The organism is Nocardioides sp. Leaf307, assembly GCF_001423135.1.
GTDB classification, from domain to species: domain Bacteria; phylum Actinomycetota; class Actinomycetes; order Propionibacteriales; family Nocardioidaceae; genus Nocardioides; species Nocardioides kribbensis.
Genome location: NZ_LMNY01000002.1, coordinates 533,263 through 552,939, shown reverse-complemented (window position 1 = coordinate 552,939; position 19,677 = coordinate 533,263). Strand labels below are relative to the sequence as shown.

At 73.5% G+C, this 19,677-nt stretch carries 18 protein-coding genes; 15 read left to right on the top strand and 3 right to left on the bottom strand.

Annotated elements, in window-relative coordinates; genetic code table 11:
* Positions 1-46: 46 nt before the first annotated feature.
* The 9 genes from ASF50_RS11825 (at position 47) to ASF50_RS11780 (ending at position 10,994) form a co-directional block, all read left to right on the top strand.
* Positions 47-1,480, top strand: coding sequence for a gamma-aminobutyraldehyde dehydrogenase (locus ASF50_RS11825; protein ID WP_056862403.1), 1,434 nt, complete (start codon positions 47-49; stop codon positions 1,478-1,480).
* Between the two features lie 16 nt (positions 1,481-1,496).
* On the top strand, positions 1,497-2,747 hold the full coding sequence (locus ASF50_RS11820; RefSeq protein ID WP_235557651.1) for a saccharopine dehydrogenase C-terminal domain-containing protein: 1,251 nt from the start codon (positions 1,497-1,499) through the stop codon (positions 2,745-2,747).
* Positions 2,744-4,150, top strand: coding sequence for a 4-aminobutyrate--2-oxoglutarate transaminase (gabT, locus tag ASF50_RS11815; protein WP_235557650.1), 1,407 nt, complete (start codon positions 2,744-2,746; stop codon positions 4,148-4,150). The genes ASF50_RS11820 and gabT overlap by 4 nt, the downstream gene beginning before the upstream one ends.
* Before the next feature lie 82 nt (positions 4,151-4,232).
* Positions 4,233-5,345: a 1-deoxy-D-xylulose-5-phosphate reductoisomerase gene (dxr, locus tag ASF50_RS11810; RefSeq protein ID WP_235557649.1), complete on the top strand. Its 1,113-nt coding sequence runs from the start codon at positions 4,233-4,235 to the stop codon at positions 5,343-5,345.
* Entirely contained in the window at positions 5,342-6,706 is a 1,365-nt protein-coding gene (locus tag ASF50_RS11805; RefSeq protein WP_056904585.1) for a M50 family metallopeptidase, read from the top strand. Before dxr ends, ASF50_RS11805 begins: the two co-directional genes overlap by 4 nt.
* A 422-nt stretch (positions 6,707-7,128) precedes the next feature.
* Positions 7,129-8,073, top strand: a complete 945-nt coding sequence (locus tag ASF50_RS11795) for a DUF559 domain-containing protein (protein WP_156718257.1) — start codon at positions 7,129-7,131, stop codon at positions 8,071-8,073.
* Between the two features lie 415 nt (positions 8,074-8,488).
* Positions 8,489-9,640 (top strand): flavodoxin-dependent (E)-4-hydroxy-3-methylbut-2-enyl-diphosphate synthase, encoded by a 1,152-nt coding sequence (gene ispG / locus ASF50_RS11790; protein ID WP_056862409.1) that lies wholly within the window; start codon positions 8,489-8,491, stop codon positions 9,638-9,640.
* Positions 9,641-9,722: 82 nt separating this feature from the next.
* The gene (locus tag ASF50_RS11785) at positions 9,723-10,568 is read left to right on the top strand and encodes a GNAT family N-acetyltransferase (RefSeq protein ID WP_156718255.1); all 846 of its coding nucleotides are present in this window, start codon (positions 9,723-9,725) and stop codon (positions 10,566-10,568) included.
* A 42-nt stretch (positions 10,569-10,610) separates the two neighbouring features.
* Positions 10,611-10,994, top strand: a complete 384-nt coding sequence (locus tag ASF50_RS11780; protein WP_082503136.1) for a DoxX family protein — start codon at positions 10,611-10,613, stop codon at positions 10,992-10,994.
* Between the two features lie 38 nt (positions 10,995-11,032).
* Here the strand turns inward: ASF50_RS11780 and ASF50_RS11775 are convergent, their stop codons facing one another.
* Positions 11,033-12,070, bottom strand: a complete 1,038-nt coding sequence (locus tag ASF50_RS11775) for a hypothetical protein (RefSeq protein WP_056904582.1) — start codon at positions 12,068-12,070, stop codon at positions 11,033-11,035.
* A 145-nt stretch (positions 12,071-12,215) separates the two neighbouring features.
* Between ASF50_RS11775 and ASF50_RS11770 the strand changes: the two genes are divergently transcribed.
* The 3 genes from ASF50_RS11770 (at position 12,216) to ASF50_RS11760 (ending at position 15,861) form a co-directional block, all read left to right on the top strand.
* Positions 12,216-13,997, top strand: coding sequence for a proline--tRNA ligase (locus ASF50_RS11770; RefSeq protein WP_056862412.1), 1,782 nt, complete (start codon positions 12,216-12,218; stop codon positions 13,995-13,997).
* 14 nt (positions 13,998-14,011) lie between these two features.
* Positions 14,012-14,725, top strand: coding sequence for an HAD family hydrolase (locus tag ASF50_RS11765; protein ID WP_056904581.1), 714 nt, complete (start codon positions 14,012-14,014; stop codon positions 14,723-14,725).
* Positions 14,726-14,901: 176 nt separating this feature from the next.
* On the top strand, positions 14,902-15,861 hold the full coding sequence (locus ASF50_RS11760) for a zinc metalloprotease (RefSeq protein WP_235557648.1): 960 nt from the start codon (positions 14,902-14,904) through the stop codon (positions 15,859-15,861).
* A gap of 449 nt (positions 15,862-16,310) precedes the next feature.
* On the opposite strand, the gene ASF50_RS11755 is transcribed toward ASF50_RS11760, so the two are convergent.
* Entirely contained in the window at positions 16,311-16,796 is a 486-nt protein-coding gene (locus ASF50_RS11755) for a DUF4439 domain-containing protein (RefSeq protein ID WP_056904579.1), read from the bottom strand.
* Positions 16,793-17,380, bottom strand: coding sequence for a hypothetical protein (locus ASF50_RS11750; RefSeq protein WP_156718254.1), 588 nt, complete (start codon positions 17,378-17,380; stop codon positions 16,793-16,795). The genes ASF50_RS11755 and ASF50_RS11750 overlap by 4 nt, the downstream gene beginning before the upstream one ends.
* Positions 17,381-17,540: 160 nt before the next feature.
* Between ASF50_RS11750 and rimP the strand changes: the two genes are divergently transcribed.
* Genes rimP through ASF50_RS20015 form a run of 3 tightly spaced genes read left to right on the top strand, consistent with a single transcriptional unit; the run spans position 17,541 to position 19,590 of the window.
* Positions 17,541-18,107: a ribosome maturation factor RimP gene (gene rimP, locus ASF50_RS11745; RefSeq protein WP_056904577.1), complete on the top strand. Its 567-nt coding sequence runs from the start codon at positions 17,541-17,543 to the stop codon at positions 18,105-18,107.
* Positions 18,107-19,099, top strand: coding sequence for a transcription termination factor NusA (gene nusA, locus ASF50_RS11740; RefSeq protein ID WP_056904576.1), 993 nt, complete (start codon positions 18,107-18,109; stop codon positions 19,097-19,099). The genes rimP and nusA overlap by 1 nt, the downstream gene beginning before the upstream one ends.
* Positions 19,045-19,590, top strand: coding sequence for a YlxR family protein (locus ASF50_RS20015; protein ID WP_321163141.1), 546 nt, complete (start codon positions 19,045-19,047; stop codon positions 19,588-19,590). Before nusA ends, ASF50_RS20015 begins: the two co-directional genes overlap by 55 nt.
* Positions 19,591-19,677 lie beyond the last annotated feature (87 nt).

Sequence of the window (19,677 nt, the reverse complement as noted above, 5' to 3'; positions counted from 1 at the left end):
GGGCGGAGGTCTACAGATTCCGTTGTCTTCTGACTAGGCTCCGGTCATGGCCGACCAGACCTTCCAGAACGTTGTCAACGGCGAGCTCGTCGCCGCCGCCTCCGGCGCCACCTACGACGTGGAGGACCCCACGACGGGGGAGGTCTACGCCGCCGCGCCGCTCTCGGACGCCGAGGACGTCGACCGCGCCTACGCCGCCGCCGACCGGGCCTTCGAGACCTGGGGCGAGACCACCCCGCAGGAGCGGATGACCGCGCTGCTGGGCATCGCCGACGCCCTCGACCGGCGCAGCGAGGAGTTCGTGCGCGTGGAGTCGCGCGACACCGGCAAGCCGCTGGGCCTGACCGCCACCGAGGAGCTCCCGGTCGGCGTCGACCACTTCCGCTTCTTCGCCGGGGCGGCGCGGCTGCTGGAGGGCAAGTCGGCGGGGGAGTACATGGCCGACCACACCTCGTGGATCCGCCGTGAGCCGATCGGCGTCATCGGCCAGGTGACGCCGTGGAACTACCCGCTGATGATGATGATCTGGAAGATCGCCCCGGCGCTGGCCGCCGGCAACACCATCGTGCTCAAGCCCAGCGACACCACCCCGGCGACCTCGGTGCTGCTCGCCGAGCTGGCCCAGGAGTTCCTGCCGCCCGGGGTGCTCAACGTCGTGTGCGGCGACCGTGACACCGGCCGGCGCCTGGTCGAGCACCCGACACCGCAGATGGTCTCGATCACGGGATCGGTGCGCGCCGGCATGGAGGTCGCGGGAGCCGCGGCCGCCGACCTCAAGAAGGTGCACCTCGAGCTCGGCGGCAAGGCCCCGGTCGTGGTCTTCGACGACGCCGACGTCGAGCGTGCCGCCGCGGCCATCGCCGAGGCCGGCTACTTCAACGCCGGTCAGGACTGCACCGCCGCCACCCGCGTGCTGGTCGCCCCCGGGGTGCACGACGAGTTCGTCGCCGCGCTCACCGAGGCCGCCCGCGGCACCCGCACCGGACTGCCCGACGACGAGGACGTGCTCTACGGCGCGCTCAACAACGCCGACCAGCTGGCCCGCGTCAGCGGCATGGTCGACCGGCTGCCCGACCACGCCACGCTCCAGACCGGCGGTGCCCGCCAGGGCGAGCGGGGCTACTTCTACGAGCCGACCGTGGTCTCCGGGCTGCGCCAGGACGACGAGCAGGTGCAGACCGAGATCTTCGGCCCGGTCATCACCGTGCAGCGCTTCTCCGACGAGGCCGAGGCCCTGCGCTGGGCCAACGGCACGAAGTACGGGCTGTCGTCCTCGGTGTGGACCGCCGACCACGCCCGGGCCCTGCGCATGTCCAAGCGCCTCGACTTCGGCGTGGTGTGGATCAACACCCACATCCCCTTCGTCTCCGAGATGCCCCACGGCGGCTTCAAGCACTCCGGCTACGGCAAGGACCTCTCGGCCTACAGCCTCGAGGACTACACCCGGGTCAAGCACGTCATGAGCTACCACGGTGAGTGACCCGGTGAGTGACCCGGTGAGCGACCGCACGGGCGAGCCGACGAGCAGCCCCATGCGCATCCTCCTGGTCGGTGCCGGCGGCGTCGGCTCGGCCTTCGCGGCCATCGCCGCGCGCCGCGACTTCTTCGAGGCCCTGGTCGTCGCCGACTACGACGAGGCCAAGGCGCAGAGCGCCGCCGCGATCGACGAGCGGTACGCCGCCGCGCGCGTCGACGCCTCCGACGCGGGCTCGGTGAGCGCGCTGTGCCGCGAGCACCGGATCACCCACGTGATGAACGCGGTCGACCCGGTCTTCGACATGCCGGTCTTCGAGGGCGCCTGCGCCGCGGGGGCCGACTACCTCGACATGGCGATGTCGCTCTCGCGGCCGCACCCGGAGGCGCCGTACGAGCAGTGCGGGGTGAAGCTGGGCGACGAGCAGTTCGCGGTCGCGGGGGAGTGGGAGGCCGCCGGACGGCTGGCCCTGGTCGGCATCGGCGTCGAGCCGGGCCTGTCCGACGTCTTCGCCCGCTACGCCGCCGACCACCTCTTCAGCGAGATCGACGAGCTCGGCACGCGCGACGGCGCCAACCTCGTGGTCACCGACGACGACGGCAACGAGGTCTTCGCGCCGTCGTTCTCGATGTGGACCACGATCGAGGAGTGCCTCAACCCGCCCGTCGTCTGGCAGGACGGGCAGTGGTCGACCACCGCGCCCTTCAGCGAGCCCGAGGTCTTCGACTTCCCCGAGGGCATCGGGCCGGTCGAGTGCGTCAACGTCGAGCACGAGGAGGTGCTCCTCATGCCGCGCTGGATCGACTGCCGGCGCGCGACCTTCAAGTACGGCCTGGGCGAGGAGTTCATCTCCATCCTCAAGGCCCTGCACACCCTGGGGCTCGACCGCACCGAGAAGGTGCGCGTCAAGGGCGTCGAGGTCAGCCCGCGCGACGTCGTCGCCGCGGTGCTGCCCGACCCGGCCACGGTGGGCCCGCGGATGCGCGGCAAGACCTGCGCGGGGCTGTGGGTCACCGGCCTCGGCAAGGACGGCGCGCCCCGCTCGACCTACCTCTACCACGTGGTCGACAACGCCTGGACGATGCAGGAGTACGGCCACCAGTGCGTGGTGTGGCAGACCGCGGTCAACCCCGTGGTCGCCCTCGAGCTGCTCGCCACCGGCGTGTGGCGCGGGGCCGGTGTGTTGGGCCCCGAGGCCTTCGACGCCGTACCCTTCCTCGACCTGCTCACGGCCTACGGCAGCCCGTGGGGAATGAAGGAGATGGACTCGTGACCGACACCCAGCAGCACGCCCCGACCACCCCGACCGACCCCGCCACCAACGTGGGCCTGCCCCAGGAGCGGCGCCTGGTCACCGCGATCCCCGGCCCGGCCTCGCTCGAGCGCCTCGAGCGCAAGAAGGCCTACGTCGCCGACGGCGTGGGCACGACCCTGCCCGTCTTCGTCGTCGCCGCGGGCGGCGGCGTCCTCGTCGACGTCGACGGCAACTCCCTCATCGACCTCGGCTCGGGCATCGCGGTCACCACGGTCGGCAACGCCGCCCCCGCGGTGGTCCGCAACGTCACCGAGCAGGTCCAGGCCTTCACCCACACCTGCTTCATGGTCACGCCCTACGACGGCTACGTCGACGTCGCGCAGGCCCTCGCCGAGCTCACCCCGGGCTCGCACGCCAAGAAGTCGGCCCTGTTCAACTCCGGCGCCGAGGCCGTCGAGAACGCCGTGAAGATCGCCCGCGTCGCCACCGGCAAGGACGCCGTGGCCGTCTTCGACCACGCCTACCACGGCCGCACCAACCTCACGATGGCCATGACGGCCAAGAACATGCCCTACAAGCACGGCTTCGGGCCCTTCGCCGGCGAGGTCTACCGCGCCCCGATGTCCTACCCCTTCCGCGACGGGCTCTCGGGCCCCGAGGCGGCCGCGCGCGCCATCGACGTCATCGAGAAGCAGGTGGGCGCCACCAACCTGGCCTGCGTCGTCATCGAGCCCGTGCAGGGCGAGGGCGGCTTCGTCGTGCCGGCCCCGGGCTTCCTGCCGGCGCTCTCGCAGTGGTGCACCGACAACGACGTCGTGCTCATCGCCGACGAGATCCAGTCCGGCTTCTGCCGCACCGGCGACTGGTTCGCCAGCGACCACGAGGGCGTCGTGCCCGACCTGGTCACCACGGCCAAGGGCATCGCCGGCGGGCTGCCGCTGGCCGCCGTCACCGGCCGTGCCGAGCTGATGGACTCCGTGCACGGCGGCGGCCTCGGCGGCACCTACGGCGGCAACCCGCTGGCCTGCGCCGCCGCGCTGGGCGCCATCGAGGAGATGAGAGAGCACGACCTCGTGGGTCGCGCCCGCGACCTCGGCGCGCTCATGACCGAGCGCCTCACCGCGCTGGCCGCCGAGCACCCCGTCGTCGCCGACGTCCGCGGTCGCGGCGCCATGATGGCCATCGAGCTGTGCGAGCCCGGCACGACCACCCCCGACGCCGCCCGCACCGCCGCCGTCGCCGCGCACTGCCACCGCAACGGCGTCGTGGTGCTCACCTGCGGCACCTGGGGCAACGTCTTCCGCTTCCTGCCGCCGCTGTCGATCCCCGACGCGCTGCTGCACGAGGCCTTCGACGTCGTCGCCGAGGCCTTCGCCGCCACCGCCCCCGACGCCGAGCCCGTCACCCCGGTCGCCCCCTGACGGCGACCCCGGCCGGGCCGGTCGTGGGGCCGGTCGCGGGGTCCCGCGGCCGGCCCGGGCGCGACGGGGGAGACTGGCGCGCGTGAGTGAGCGTCGCGACATCGTCATCCTCGGCTCCACCGGCTCGATCGGCACCCAGGCCCTCGACCTCGTGCGGGCCCACCCCGACCGCTTCCGCGTGGTCGGGCTGAGCGCCGGGGGAGGCCAGCCCGAGCTGTTCGCGCAGCAGGTGGCCGAGCTGCGCCCGGCGTACAGCGGGCTGGGGGAGGAGGCCTCGGTCGAGGCCGCCGGTCTCGGGGCCGACGTCGTGCTCAACGGCATCACCGGCGCGGTCGGGCTGCGCCCGACCCTCGCCGCGCTCGAGTCGGGCTCGACGCTGGCCCTCGCCAACAAGGAGTCGCTGATCATGGCCGGCCCGCTGGTGCTGGCCGCGGCGGCCCCCGGCCAGGTGGTGCCGGTCGACTCCGAGCACTCCGCCGTCGCGCAGTGCCTGCGCGGAGGGGCGCGCGAGGAGGTGCGCCGCCTCGTGCTCACCGCCAGCGGCGGGCCCTTCCGCGGGCGCAGCCGCGAGCAGCTCGCCGAGGTCACCCCGGCCGAGGCGCTCGACCACCCGACCTGGTCGATGGGGCCGGTCATCACGATCAACTCCGCGACCCTGGTCAACAAGGGCCTCGAGGTGATCGAGGCCCACCTGCTCTTCGGCGTGCCCTACGACGACATCGAGGTCGTGGTGCACCCCACCAGCGTCGTGCACTCGATGGTGGAGTTCACCGACGGCTCCACGCTGGTGCAGGCCAGCCCGCCCACGATGATGATCCCGATCGCGCTCGGCCTGGCCTGGCCCGACCGGGTGCCCGGCGCCGCGGCGCCCGTCGACTGGTCGACGGCGCAGACGTGGCGCTTCGACCCGCTCGACGACGAGGCCTTCCCCGCCGTCGCCCTGGCCCGCGAGGCCGGTCGGCGTGGCGGCACGGCCCCCGCGGTCTACAACGCCGCCAACGAGGAGTGCGTCGCGGCCTTCCGCGACGGCCGGCTGGGCTTCACCGGGATCGTCGACGTGATCGCTGCGGTGCTGCGCGGTCACGACGTACCCTCGGACGAGCAGCTCACCCTCGACGGCGTGCTCGCTGCCGACACCTGGGCCCGTGAGACGGCCCGCGCCACGATCCGCTCCACGAGCCGAGGAAGCCGATGACCACCGCCCTGCTCTACCTCCTCGGCGTGCTCGTCTTCGTCGTCGCGATCCTGGTCTCGATCGGTCTGCACGAGCTCGGCCACATGATCCCGGCCAAGCGCTTCGGCGGGAAGGTGACGCAGTACTTCATCGGCTTCGGCCCCACCGTGTGGAGCAAGCAGGTCGGCGAGACCGAGTACGGCGTCAAGGCCATCCCGCTCGGCGGCTACGTCAAGATCGTCGGCATGCTGCCGCCCGGCGCCGCGCAGCTGGCCGACGAGACCACCGTCGACGCCGACGGCAACACCGTCACCCGCGTGCGCAAGTCCAACACCGGCATGTTCACCCAGCTCATCTCCGACGCCCGCGCGGCGGAGTGGGAGCTGGTGCGCCCCGAGGACAGCGACCGTCTGTTCTACAAGATGGCCTCCTGGAAGAAGATCGTGGTGATGGCCGGCGGCCCCACGGTCAACATCCTCATCGCCTTCTTCCTGTTCTGGATCGTCTTCGGCACCTACGGCACCCGCACCATCGAGCCCGAGGCCGGTGCGCCGGTCGTCGACACGGTGTCGCGGTGCGTCATCCCCTACTCCGACGAGGGTCGCGAGTGCGCCGCCGACGACCCGGCCAGCCCGGCCAGCGACGCCGGCCTGCGACCCGGTGACACCATCACCTCCTTCAACGGCACGGCCGTCACCGGCTGGGACCAGCTGCGCGAGCTGATCCGCGACAACGCCGACGGCGAGGCCGTCATCGGCTACGAGCGCGACGGCCAGGAGCTCACCGGCACGACCAGCACCACGGTCGAGACCCGGCCGACGTCGGCGACCGACGAGACCCTGCGCCAGGTCGGCTTCCTGGGTGTGACGCCCACCGTCGAGCTCGTCGTCACCCGGGGCGGCCCGCTCTACACCCTCGAGCAGATGGGGGTCATGGCCAAGGACACCGTGCAGGCGCTGGTCACCCTCCCGGTCAAGGTCTACGAGGTCGGCCAGGCCATCGTCGGGGTCGAGGAGCGCGCGGCCGACAGCCCGGTCAGCATCGTCGGCGGCGGCCGGATCGCGGGCGAGGTCAGCTCGGCCGAGCAGATCCCCGGCGGTGACAAGGTCGCCTTCCTGCTCTCGCTGATCGCTGGCTTCAACTTCTTCATCGGCGTCTTCAACTTCGTGCCGCTGCTGCCCCTCGACGGCGGCCACATCGCCAGCGCCACCTGGGAGTGGATCCGTCGCGGCGCCGCCCGCCTGCGCGGTCGACCCGACCCCGGCTACGTCGACGCGGCCAAGCTCCTCCCGGTCGCCTACGTCGTCGCCTCCGCGCTGCTGGTCATGGGCGTCGTGCTCATCGTCGGCGACCTCGTCGCCCCCGTCGCCACGCCGTTCTGAGGCCGCCCTCCCGCCCACGCGGGGCCACACGGGACGCGGTCGGGGCGCGCGCGTCCTGGGAGCGGCGTGCGCGTGGCGCGGGCTGTGCGTCATACGGAGGGTGGATGCGCATCCACGTCGCGCATGACGTCCGGTGTGTCGTGTGGGTGGTTGCTCGGGGCGTGGGCGGGGCGTCATACGGAGGGTGGATGCGCATCCACGTCGCGCATGACGYCCGGTGTGTCGTGTGGGTGGTTGCTCGGGGCGTGGGCGGGGCGTCATACGGAGGGTGGATGCGCATCCACGTCGCGCATGACGTCGCCACCTGAGCTCGGCGTGCGGCGCGGCCCGCGAGTCGTCCACCGCGCCGCTCCTGCGACGGCTCGTCCACAGGTCGGTGACGGCCGGCCCCGCCGACCGGCTCGACGGCCGAGGCTGGCGGCATGCCCAAGCCCCTCCCTGACGACTCCCTCGCTGCTCGCCGGGTCCGACGCCTCGCCCGACAGCAGCACGGCGTGGTCTCGCGCCGCCAGCTCTACGCCGCGGGCGTGACCCGGTGGCAGGTGACCGGCCAGCTGCGGGCCCGCCGGTGGCAGCGCGTCGGCGACCAGTCGGTGTGCCTGCACACCGGCGAGCTGTCGCAGCAGGCCCATCACTGGGCTGCGGTCTTCCAGGGAGGCCCGCGCGCCGTGCTCGACGCATCGAGCGCGCTGGTGGCCGGCGGACTGGAGCGCTTCGAGCCCTCGCGCGTCCGGGTCTCGGTGCCGCGCGGCGCACGCGTGCGGCGCACGCCGTCCTACGACATCCGCCAGACCCGTCGCTGGGCCGCCGACGACACCGTCGTCGCCTCCGGCCCTCCGCGCGTGAGACCGGAGGTCGCCGCCATCCGTGCCGCTCTCTGGGCGGCCAGCGAGAAGCAGGCCGTCCACCTGCTCAGCGCGACGGTCCAGCAGGGTCTGGCCACGCCCGAGATGCTGGCCGCGCAAGCGCTGCGCGTACGTCGCGACCGCCGACGACTGCTCGTGCACGAGGTGGTCAACGAGCTGCTCGACGGGGCACGGTCGCTGGGCGAGATGGACGTCGCCCGCGAGCTGGCGCGCCGGGGCATGCCCGCTCCGCAGCGCCAGGTCCTGCGTCGCGGCCCGTCCGGCCGCTTCTACCTCGACCTCTACTGGCCCGACTGGCGGCTCGTGGTCGAGGTCGACGGCATCCACCACACCTGGGCCGAGGAGGTGGTAGGTGACGCCCTCCGGCAGAACGCGCTCGCGCTCGGCGACGCCACCGTCCTGCGGCTGCCGCTGCTGGGCCTGCGCCTGCGGCCGGACGAGTTCTTCGAGCAGATCCGGGCCGCTCTCGTGCACGCCGGCTGGGGGGCTCCCGCGGCCTGAACAGGACCAGGACGCCTCCGCGCCTCGGCGCGGCCCGATCGGGGGCCCGTGTGCCCCGGGTGTCATGCGCTGGGTGGATGCGCATCCACGTTTCGCATGACGTCTCGACGGGCCTAGGCGCCCGCGCCGGGACGTCATGCGTTGGGTGGATGCGCATCCACGTCTCGTATGACGTGCCGACCGGGCCCGTCGACCCGCGCCGGGACGTCATGCGTTGGGTGGATGCGCATCCACGTCTCGTATGACGTGCCGACCGGGCCCGTCGACCCGCGCCCGGACGTCATGCGCTCGGTGGATGCGCATCCACGATGCGCATGACGCGCCGACCGGCTCGTGACGACACCCTCCCGGCACCCCTCACCGCGGCCCGCCACGCCGTACTGGGCCCCTGCGGGGTGCGCAGTAGCCTGGGGGCATGACCGAGATCAACCTGGGGATGCCGTCGGCCCCGCCGCCCGTGCTCGCCCCGCGCCGCCCCACCCGCCAGATCAAGGTCGGCTCGGTGGGGGTCGGCAGCGACTCGCCGGTCTCGGTGCAGTCGATGACCACGACGCTGACGTCCGACATCAACTCCACGCTGCAGCAGATCGCCGAGCTCACCGCGACCGGCTGCGACATCGTGCGGGTGGCCTGCCCGAGCCAGGACGACGCCGAGGCCCTGCCCGCGATCGCGCAGAAGTCGCAGATCCCGGTCATCGCCGACATCCACTTCCAGCCCAAGTACGTCTTCGCCGCGATCGACGCCGGCTGCGCCGCGGTGCGCGTCAACCCCGGCAACATCCGCAAGTTCGACGACCAGGTCAAGGAGATCGCCCGGGCCGCCAAGGACCGCGGCACGAGCATCCGCATCGGCGTCAACGCGGGCTCCCTCGACAAGCGGATCATGGACAAGTACGGCAAGGCCACGCCCGAGGCCCTCGTGGAGTCGGCGGTGTGGGAGGCCAGCCTCTTCGAGGAGCACGACTTCCACGACTTCAAGATCTCGGTGAAGCACAACGACCCCGTCGTGATGGTCCGTGCCTACGAGCTGCTCGCCGAGGCCGGGGACTGGCCCCTGCACCTCGGTGTCACCGAGGCCGGCCCGGCCTTCCAGGGCACCATCAAGTCGGCCACCGCCTTCGGGGCCCTGCTGAGCCAGGGCATCGGCGACACGATCCGCGTCTCGCTCTCGGCCCCGCCGGTCGAGGAGGTCAAGGTCGGCATCCAGATCCTGCAGTCGCTCAACCTGCGCCCGCGCAAGCTCGAGATCGTCTCGTGCCCCAGCTGTGGCCGCGCCCAGGTCGACGTCTACAAGCTCGCCGAGGAGGTCACCGCCGGTCTCGAGGGCATGGAGGTGCCGCTGCGCGTCGCCGTCATGGGCTGTGTCGTCAACGGTCCGGGCGAGGCGCGCGAGGCCGACCTCGGCGTCGCCTCCGGCAACGGCAAGGGCCAGATCTTCGTCAAGGGCGAGGTCATCAAGACCGTGCCGGAGTCGCAGATCGTGGAGACCCTCATCGAGGAGGCCATGCGCATCGCCGAGGGCATGGAGGCCGTCGACGGCGCCGCCGCCGAGGTCAGCGTCGGCTGAGCGCACCTGCCGGTGCCGGCTCACCCGGACCCTCCTGCGGCGGGGTGACTCGGTGACGGCCTCGGGGCCGTAGGCTCCAGGAGTGCTGACGACCCGCCACGGCGTGCGCCCCCTGGGGGCGTCCGACCTCCACGAGTTCCTCGCGCTCGTCGAGCTCGACCCCGTGGTCAACGTCTTCGCCGACTACCGGGCGCGCACGACCAACCTGGAGCCGCGCTGGCTGGGCGGGGAGGTGTGGGGCCGCTTCGTCGACGGTCGCCTCGTCGCCGCGTGCCACGTCGGCGCCAACCTGGTGCCGATCGGCGCCACCGCCGACGACGCCCGCGCCTTCGCGGAGCGCGCGCTGACGCGCGGCCGCAGCGTGTCGACCATCGTGGGCCCCCACGAGGCCGTCGAGGTGCTGTGGGGTCACCTCGCCTCGTCGTGGGGCCGACCCCGCGAGACCCGGTGGCGCCAGCCCCACCTCGAGCTCGCCCGCACCCCCGACGTCGCCCCCGACCCGGGCGTACGGCGCACGACGCGCGCCGACATGGGCGAGCTCTACCCCGCGTGCGTGGCGATGTACACCGAGGAGGTGGGCGTCTCCCCCGAGCAGGGCGGCGGTGCGGAGCTCTACCGCGCCCGGGTCACGCAGCTGGTGAGCCGGGGCTGGTCCTTCGCCCGCTTCGACGACGGCCGGCTCGTCTTCAAGGCCGAGGTCGCCTGCGCCTCGCCCCACGCCGCGCAGGTGCAGGGCGTCTGGGTGCCCGCCGACCGTCGCGGCGAGGGGCTGGCCGTCGCGGGCATGGCGGCGGTCGCCGAGCTGGTGCGCGCCGAGATCGCCCCGACGGTCTCGCTCTACGTCAACGAGTGGAACGAGCCCGCCCGGAGGACCTACGCCGCGGTCGGCTTCGAGGAGACCGCGCGCTTCTCGACCGTCATGTTCTGAGCCGGCCCGCTCCCCGCCCCCGCGGCCCACTAGCCTCGGGCCGTGCCCGCACCCACCGCCGCTCCGCTGCCCCTCGCCGCCAAGCTCCTCGCCGGGGCCTTCGTCACCAGCGGTGTGGTCCACCTCGTGCGACCGCAGACCTTCGAGCCGCTGATGCCCGCGTGGGTGCCGGCCCACCGCGAGGTCATCCGGGGCAGTGGCGTCGCCGAGCTGGCGTGCGCCGCGGGCATGGCGGTGCCGTCGACGCGCCGCGCCGCCGGCTGGGCCAGCGCCGCGCTCCTGGTCGGGGTCTTCCCGGGCAACGTGAAGATGGCCGCCGACGCGCGCCGCAGCCGCAGCGCGGTGCTGCGCGCCGGCACGCTGGCCCGGCTGCCGCTGCAGGCCGAGCTGGTGCGGGTGGCGCTCAAGGTCGCCCGCGGCGCCTGAGCCGCGCGGCCCGACCGGACCGGCCGGATCGACGTACGTCAGTGCCCTGCGGTCACCGCTCTCAGGTCCCCGGCCCGCTCGCACCCTGCGTCGGTGGCGCCGGCTGTGGCGTCGGTGTCGCAGCGCACGAGAGCCGCTCGGCGCACCCCGTGGCTGTCGAGCAGCAGCCCGGTCGCGTCCTCCCACTGCACGAGCCCGAACCAGCCGGCCACGGTGTAGTGCTGCAGCAGGGTGCCGTCGGTGCCCCGCGCCCACACGTCCTGGGGGCCGCGGCCGTCGGCCAGCAGACCGACCGTGGCGAGACGCTCACCGCCCGGGGCGAAGGCCGTCACCCGCTCCTCGCACGAGCGCCACAGCGTCCTCGAGGGGTCCTGCAGCCGCACGACGCGGCTGCACCCACCCCGGTAGGGGTCGCCGGTGTAGACCGCGAGCCGGTCGTCGGCGAGCGAGGCGGCGTAGCCCGGCTGCCGGCCGACGAGCTCGACCCGGTCCGCGGCCAGGTCCCAGAGCATCGTGGCGCGTGGAGGGAAGGTCGAGACAACGACCCGGGTCTCGTCGGCGTCGAGCACGTCAGCGAAGCCCTCGAACCCTCGACGCTGCCCGATCGACGCGGTGGCGACGTCGAGGACCCGCACCCGTGACCTCTGCGCGGCGAACCGGTAGCGGGTGAGGACGACGACGGAGCCGTCGGAGGCCAGCCGCGCGTCGTCGGTGCCGAGGTCGTCGACGAGGGTGCGGCGCCCCGACCCGTCGAGCAGCAGCACCGGCCGGCGACCGTCGAGCTCGGTGGTGACGACGTACCCGTCGCCGGAGGCGCCGAGCAGGGAGGGGGAGCGGCCGGGCACGCGGACGGTGCGCTCACCGTCGGTGATCGTGCGTCCCGTGAGTACGGGCACCGCCGGGTCGGCGCCACGGGTCAGCGAGCCGGGCGCGACCGGCGTCGCCGCCTCGGCGCTCGCCGCGCCGGCGCCCGGCCCGACGAGGGTCGAGCACGACAGGGCGGCCAGGGCGGCCACCGCGGCTGCCGCGGCGAGCGCGGAGGGGAGTCGTCGGGTGCGGGTGCGGGTGCGGTCCATGGGTGGTCGGTCCTCCCGGGCTGGTGGCCCGGCGGGTCCGGGCTCCTGGGGGAGACGCGCGCCCGGCGTGATCGGTTGTGCCCGCTCCCGCGGGGAGCGGGTAACTGGTTCGTGCCGTCGGCGGCACCACCCCTACGCTGAGCCCATGATCCTGCGGATGTCGACCCTGTTCGTGCGCACCCTGAGGGACGATCCCGCCGACGCGGAGGTGCCCAGCCACCGCCTGCTGGTGCGCGCGGGCTACATCCGTCGCGCCGCGCCCGGCATCTACTCCTGGCTGCCGCTGGGCCTGAAGGTGCTGCGCAAGGTCGAGGCCATCGTGCGCGAGGAGATGGACGCCATCGGCGCCCAGGAGCTCAGCTTCCCCGCACTGCTGCCCCGGGAGCCCTACGAGGCCACCAACCGCTGGACCGAGTACGGCGACGGCATCTTCCGCCTGAAGGACCGCAAGGGCGCCGACTACCTGCTCGGCCCGACGCACGAGGAGATGTTCACCCTCGTCGTCAAGGACCTGTACTCCTCCTACAAGGACCTGCCCCTCTCGATCTACCAGATCCAGACCAAGTACCGCGACGAGGCCCGTCCCCGCGCCGGCCTCCTGCGCGGACGTGAGTTCACGATGAAGGACTCCTACTCCTTCGACGTCGACGACGCCGGCCTCGACGCCAGCTACCAGGCCCACCGCGACGCCTACGTGCGCATCTTCGACCGTCTCGGCTTCGAGTACGTCGTGGTCAAGGCCACCTCGGGCGCGATGGGCGGCTCCCGCTCGGAGGAGTTCCTGGCCAAGGCCGACGTGGGGGAGGACACCTACGTGCGCTGCACCCGCTGCGACTACGCCGCCAACGTGGAGGCCGTCGAGGTCCTGACCCCGCCCGCCTCCGGCTGGGAGGACGCGCCCGCCGCGCACGCCGAGGCCACCCCCGGCACCCCCACCATCGACTCGCTGGTGGCCCACCTCGACGAGGCGTTCCCCCGCGAGGACCGCCCCTGGCACGCCGCCGACACCCTGAAGAACGTGCTGGTGGTGCTCAAGCACCCCGACGGCACGCGCGAGCCGCTCGCCATCGGCCTGCCCGGCGACCGCGAGGTCGACCAGAAGCGGCTCGAGGGCCAGCTCGAGCCGATCGAGGTCGAGCCCTTCGGCGAGGCCGAGTTCGCCGCCCACCCCGCGCTGGTCAAGGGCTACATCGGCCCCGGCGTGCTGGGCGAGGAGAGCGCCTCCGGCATCCGCTACGTCCTCGACCCCCGCGTCGTCGACGGCACCCGCTGGGTCACCGGCGCCGACGTCGACGGCAGCCACGTGCTCGACCTCGTGGCCGGCCGCGACTTCACCGCCGACGGCACCATCGAGGCCGCCGAGGTGCGCGACGGCGACCTGTGCCCCGCCTGCGGCGGCACCGACGGCGGCGTGCTGGAGACCGCGCGCGGCATCGAGATGGGCCACATCTTCCAGCTCGGTCGCAAGTACGCCGACGCGCTCGACCTCAAGGTGCTCGACGAGAACGGCAAGCTGGTCACGGTCACGATGGGCTCCTACGGCATCGGGTGCACCCGCGCGGTGGCCGCGATCGCCGAGGGCACCCTCGACGGGAGCGGGCTGTCCTGGCCGCGCAACGTCGCGCCCGCCGACGTCCACCTGGTCGCGGCCGGCAAGGACGAGGCGGTCCTCGCCGCGGCCGAGCGCATCGCCCACGAGCTGTCGGGCCAGGGGCTCGACGTGCTCTACGACGACCGCACCGGCAAGGTCAGCCCCGGCGTGAAGTTCAAGGACGCCGAGCTGATCGGCGTGCCGACCGTCGTGGTCGTCGGCAAGAGCCTGGCCGAGACCGGCACGGTGGAGGTGCGCGACCGCGCCTCCGGCGAGCGGGAGGACGTCGTCGCCGACCACGTCGTCGACCACCTCGTGCGGCTCGTCCGCGCCTGAGGGGAGCAGGCGCGATGGGCGGGGCAGGCGGCGTCGAGGCGGTCCTCTTCGACTGGGGCGGCACTCTGACGCGGTGGCACGACGTCGACTTCCACGCCGAGTCGCTGGCCCTCGCGCGGGCGGTGGTGGAGTCGGAGCACGGCGACGACGTCCACGCAGCGCGCCTGCACGAGGCCGGCGGCGTGGTGTGGGGCCGCAGCCGCGACCACCAGCGCAGCGCCACCGTGGCCGACCTCTTCGACGAGGCCGGCCTGGCCCACGACCCCGAGCTCCTCGAGGCCTACCGCGCCTTCTGGGAGCCCCACACCGCCACCGACCCCGAGGTCCGACCGCTGCTCGAGGCGCTGCGCGCCGACGGGATCCTCGTCGGGGTGCTCTCCAACACGATCTGGCCGCGCGCCTGGCACCGCGGCTTCTTCGAGCGCGACGGCGTGCTCGACCTGCTCGACGGCGACGTCTACACCTCGGAGATCGCCTGGACCAAGCCGTCCCGCCACGCCTTCCGGGCCGCGATGGACGCCGTCGGGGCCAGCGACCCCGCCCGGTGCGTCTACGTCGGCGACCGGCTCTTCGACGACGTGTGGGGCGCCCAGCAGGCCGGTCTGCGCGCCGTCCACGTGCCGCACAGCACCATCCCCGACGAGCAGCGCGGCCACACCGAGGGCGTGCCCGACGCGGTGGTGTCGAGCATCGGCGGGGTGCTCGACGTCGTGCGCGGCTGGGCCTGACCCCGGCGCCACCGCGTCGTGCGCCGGGGCGACGCGCTGCACGATCTCCTGCACGTTCCTGCATTGCACGAACGTGCAGCGTCGTTAGGCCTCTGCGCCCGGTCGTTCTGTTGCAGGATCAGCCCACCTGGCCGCGACGAACGGCGGCCCGCACGAAGGATCCCCACTCCATGGGCATGACGCTCCAGCTCCGCCGCTCCGCCGCCGTCCTCGGCCCGGGCGCGCTCCTCCTCACCACCCTGGCCCTCGGCTCGCTCGCGCCGGCCCAGGCCATGACCACCGGCGACGTCTCGCGCGACTGCGTCGTCGCCGACGCCCACGCCCACGACGAGGCGGCCGCCGCCCGCGGCGGCAAGCACGTGCGCGACCACCGGGCGATCGACACCCTCGAGCAGGAGCGGATCGAGCGCGACTTCCAGCGCCGCCTGGAGCAGGAGAGCCTCGAGCAGGAGCGCCGCCCCGGCATCCGCGCGGTCGGTGCGACCGTGCCCGTCTACGTCCACGTCATGCGCGACGCCAACGGCGGGGGCGACGTCACCGACAGCCAGATCGCCCAGCAGATCGCGGTCATGAACACCAGCTTCAGCGGCGGCAAGTCCACCGAGGCCGCCGACACCGGCTTCCAGTTCACCCTCGCCGGAGTCGACCGCTTCAACAACACCCAGTGGCACCAGGACAAGCAGAGCGCCACCTACCGCAAGCAGACCCGCCAGGGCGGGGCCAACGCGCTGAACATCTGGCTGGTCGACTTCGACTACCTCGGCATCGCGACCTTCCCGTGGGACTACAAGCGCAACCCCGGCATCGACGGCATCCGCGTGCAGTACACCTCGCTGCCGGGCGGTGCGGCCGCCAACTACAACCTCGGCGAGACCGCCACCCACGAGGCCGGTCACTGGTTCGGGCTCTACCACACCTTCCAGGGCGGCTGCACGAGCACCAACGACGAGGTGGGCGACACCCCCGCGCAGTCGAGCTCGACCACGGGCTGCCCCGAGGGTCGCGACTCCTGCACGCTGCCGGGCCTCGACCCCATCCACAACTTCATGGACTACAGCTACGACTCCTGCTACACCATGTTCACCGCGGGCCAGGCGACCCGCAGCCAGCAGATGTGGACCGCCTACCGCGGCTGATCCACACCGGTCCGCCGGGGCCCGCCCTCGGCCCCACACGCACGGCCCCACACGCACGGCCTCACGCACGGCCCGTCCCGCACCGCGGGACGGGCCGTGCGTGCGTGCGTGTGGCAGGTAGGTGCCGCTTGCACGGACCTGCCGTTCTGCAGGTTTGTGCAATGCAACTTCCTGAGGAACCGCGCGGCTCGCGGCGCTCCGGCGGGGCGTTGCATGATTCTGCACGTAGCGCGGGACGGACCCACACCGATCCGCGTGAGCACCGGCCACGTCCCCGGCCACGACGGTCCGCGGACTCGCGTCCTCGGGGGAGATCTCGGGACTTCCTCGACGACGCGAGTTCGCGGATCGTCGCATTTCCGGGGGCTGTCGACGGGGCGGCAGGCTCCGCCGGGCGGTCAGCAGAGGCGGCCTGCGCGTGGTCCGCGCGTGGTCCTGCGGCCGGCGGCTCAGGCGGTGCCGGGCAGCGCCTCCGGCGAGCCCCCCAGGTCCAGCAGCCCCACCGCCGTGACGCGCAGCGCGTCGACGGCCCACCGGCGTCGCGCCCCGGTGCTGCTCCCGACGAGCACGGCGTAGGCCCGCGCGCACCGTGCCTCGACGCCGCGGGCGGTGTCGACGACCGGGCCGGCCCCCTGCGCGGCCACCCCGGCGGCCGGCCCGGGCACGTCGTAGGCGACCGCGGCCCCGACCGGGTCCTCGCCGAGGGAGAGCAGGGTGCCGCTGAGGTCGTCGCGACGCGCACGGTGTGCGGCGTAGAGCCCCTGGAGGCGCGCGTAGAGCTCGGGGGAGGCCGACGCGGAGGTGCGGGCGCCGAGCACTCCGAGGACGTAGAGGGCCGCGTGCTCGCCCTCGAGCGTGGTCTGCAGCGCCGTGACGAGCGCGGCGCGGCCGGTGCCGTCCTGCGCCGTGGTGTCGGACGTCGCGGAGCCGCTCATGCCGCACCCCCGCGAGGCGGCGTCGCCGGGAGGACGGCCAGGCGCTGCGCGGTGCCCGCCGCCATCGCGGCCAGCGCCTGGGCCAGCTCGCCGCTCTCGGCCGCCACGGCCCAGGTCGTCAGCCGCCGCACCAGCCGCTCCTCGCCCCGTCGTACGCCGAGCAGCGCCGCACCGGCCCCGGGGGCCACGGGGGAGTCGTCCCGGGGCCCGTCGTCGGCGGGTGCACCTCCGAGCAGGTCGAGGTGGGTCGTGTGCAGTCCCGCCACGGGGCGCAGCGCCGAGCGCAGGCCCGGGTGGCGGCGCACGGTCCTCTCCGCGAGGGCGCGGGCGGCGGCGAGGTCGGCGACGACCGTCGTCACGAGGTCGCCGTCGGCGCCGGGGGCGGACCCGTCCTGCTCCCCGGCGGTGCCGGGTGGGCGTGAGTCGGCCGGGGACGGGGCGGTGCGGGCCGGCTCGCCGCCGCTGCACCCGCCGACCGCCGGCAGGACCACGGCGGCGCCGGCGAGGCCGGTCAGCACCGAGCGCCGCGACGCACCGGCCGACGCGGCCGGTCCGGTGGTGGTTCGACGGAGCGGCGCAGGCACCGCACGACCCTAGCGCGACCGGGTGCCGGGCCGTGGCCGCGCGGTCGCCCGCGATGGGCGAAGGGGTCGGTCCACGGGCTATCGTGGACCGCCCGACCCGGTGGGTCTCCACCGTGGGCCGGACGGCAGTGCACACAAGAGAAGAGGGAGGCTGCGACCCGTGAGCAGCACACGACAGGACAGCGAGCGGATCGAGGCGGAGCTCACCGGCCCCCTCGCCGCTCTCGGGCTCGACGTGGAGGCGGTGGAGATCACCCCCGCCGGCAAGCGTCGGGTCCTGCGGGTCGCGGTCGACCAGGACGGCGGGGTCACCCTCGACGACGTCGCCGAGGCCACCCGTGAGGTCAACCGGGTGCTCGACGAGTCCGACGTGATGGGCGAGCACCCCTACACCCTCGAGGTCACCTCCCGCGGCGTCGACCGCCCGCTCACGCTCCCGCGCCACTGGCGCCGCAACACCGACCGCCTGGTCAAGGTCACCCTCGCCGACGGCACGAGCATGACCGGTCGCATCACCGACACCGGCCAGGAGACCGCGACGCTCGACGTCGCGGGCCAGCAGCAGCTGGTCACCTACGCCGAGGTGGCCAAGGCGCTGGTGCAGGTGGAGTTCAACCGCCCGGGCGGCGGCCGGGCCGGCTCCGAGGAGCCCGACGGGGCCGGGGATGCCGAGGACGGCACCGGGCACGACACCGAGCACGGGGACGACGAGGGGGAGGACACCTGATGGACATCGACATGAGCATCCTGCGGATGCTGGAGCGCGAGAAGGAGATCTCCTTCGAGGTGCTGGTGGAGGCGATCGAGCAGGCCCTGCTCACGGCCTACCACAAGTCCCCGGGGGCCAGCGAGCAGGCGCGGGTCGAGCTCGACCGCAAGAGCGGCCACGTCACGGTGCTCGCCGCCGAGCTCGACGACGACGGCGTCAAGGTCGGGGAGTTCGAGGACACCCCGGCCGGCTTCGGCCGGATCGCGGCGACGACCGCCAAGCAGATCATGCTCCAGCGGCTGCGTGACGCCGAGGACGACATCCGCTTCGGGGAGTTCGCCGGCAAGGAGGGCGACATCATCTCCGGGGTCGTCCAGCAGGGGCGCAACCCCGACGACGTGATGGTCGACCTGGGCAAGCTCGAGGCCCTGCTGCCGGTGGGCGAGCGGGTCCCGGGTGAGCAGTACACCCACGGCAGCCGCATCAAGTGCCTGGTGGTGTCGGTGCGCAAGGGCATGCGCGGCCCGCAGATCACGCTCTCGCGCAGCCACCCCAACCTGGTCAAGAAGCTCTTCGCCCTCGAGGTGCCCGAGATCGCCAGCGGTCAGGTCGAGATCGCCGCGATCGCGCGCGAGGCCGGTCACCGCACGAAGATGGCCGTGCACGCCCGCCCCGGCACCACCGGCATCAACCCCAAGGGGGCGTGCATCGGGCCCATGGGCCAGCGCGTGCGCAGCGTGATGGCCGAGCTGAACGGCGAGAAGATCGACATCGTCGACTGGTCGGAGGACCCCGCGACCCTCGTCGCGAGCGCCCTGTCCCCGGCCCGGGTCACCTCGGTGGAGATCGTCGACCTCGCCGCCCGCTCGGCCCGCGTGGTCGTGCCCGACTTCCAGCTCTCCCTGGCCATCGGCAAGGAGGGGCAGAACGCCCGCCTGGCCGCCCGCCTGACGGGGTGGCGCATCGACATCCGCTCCGACGAGGCGCCGACCGAGCGACCGGGCGACTGACCGGTCGGGCGACCGGCCGGACCCGGTGCCGTCGGGGGCTGCGGCGGCGCGGCACCGTGGCGCCGGTTCGGAAAGGTCGGGCGTGTCGGGCTAGGATCGTCACAGTGGCTCGACCAGACAGCTCCCGCAGTTCCCCGGACGACCGGCCCCTCGAGGGCCCCGTCCGGACCTGCGTGGGTTGTCGGACCCGGGCCGCGAAGCGCGAGTTGTTGCGGGTCACCGCCGGCTCGGACGCGCACGGCCGCTCGGTCGTCGTGCCCGATCCCGACGGCACCGCGCCCGGCCGGGGAGCACACCTGCACCCCACCACCGGTTGCTACGACCTCGCGGTGCGACGCAAGGCGTTCGGGCGGGCCCTCCGGCTCACCGACGGCCCGGGCAGTGCGCCGGTGGGGGAGTGGGTCGCAGCCCGCGAGCACGACGACCGATCACGATCGACCAGCAGATCCACTTCCGGATCGAACGACCAGGACTGGAGCAGCAGCTCATGAGCACTCGATGAGTTCTTTCCGATGAGTTTGCACCACCACCACCGCCTCTCGTAGACACCCGACCGGGTCGAGGGGCCGATTAGGAGA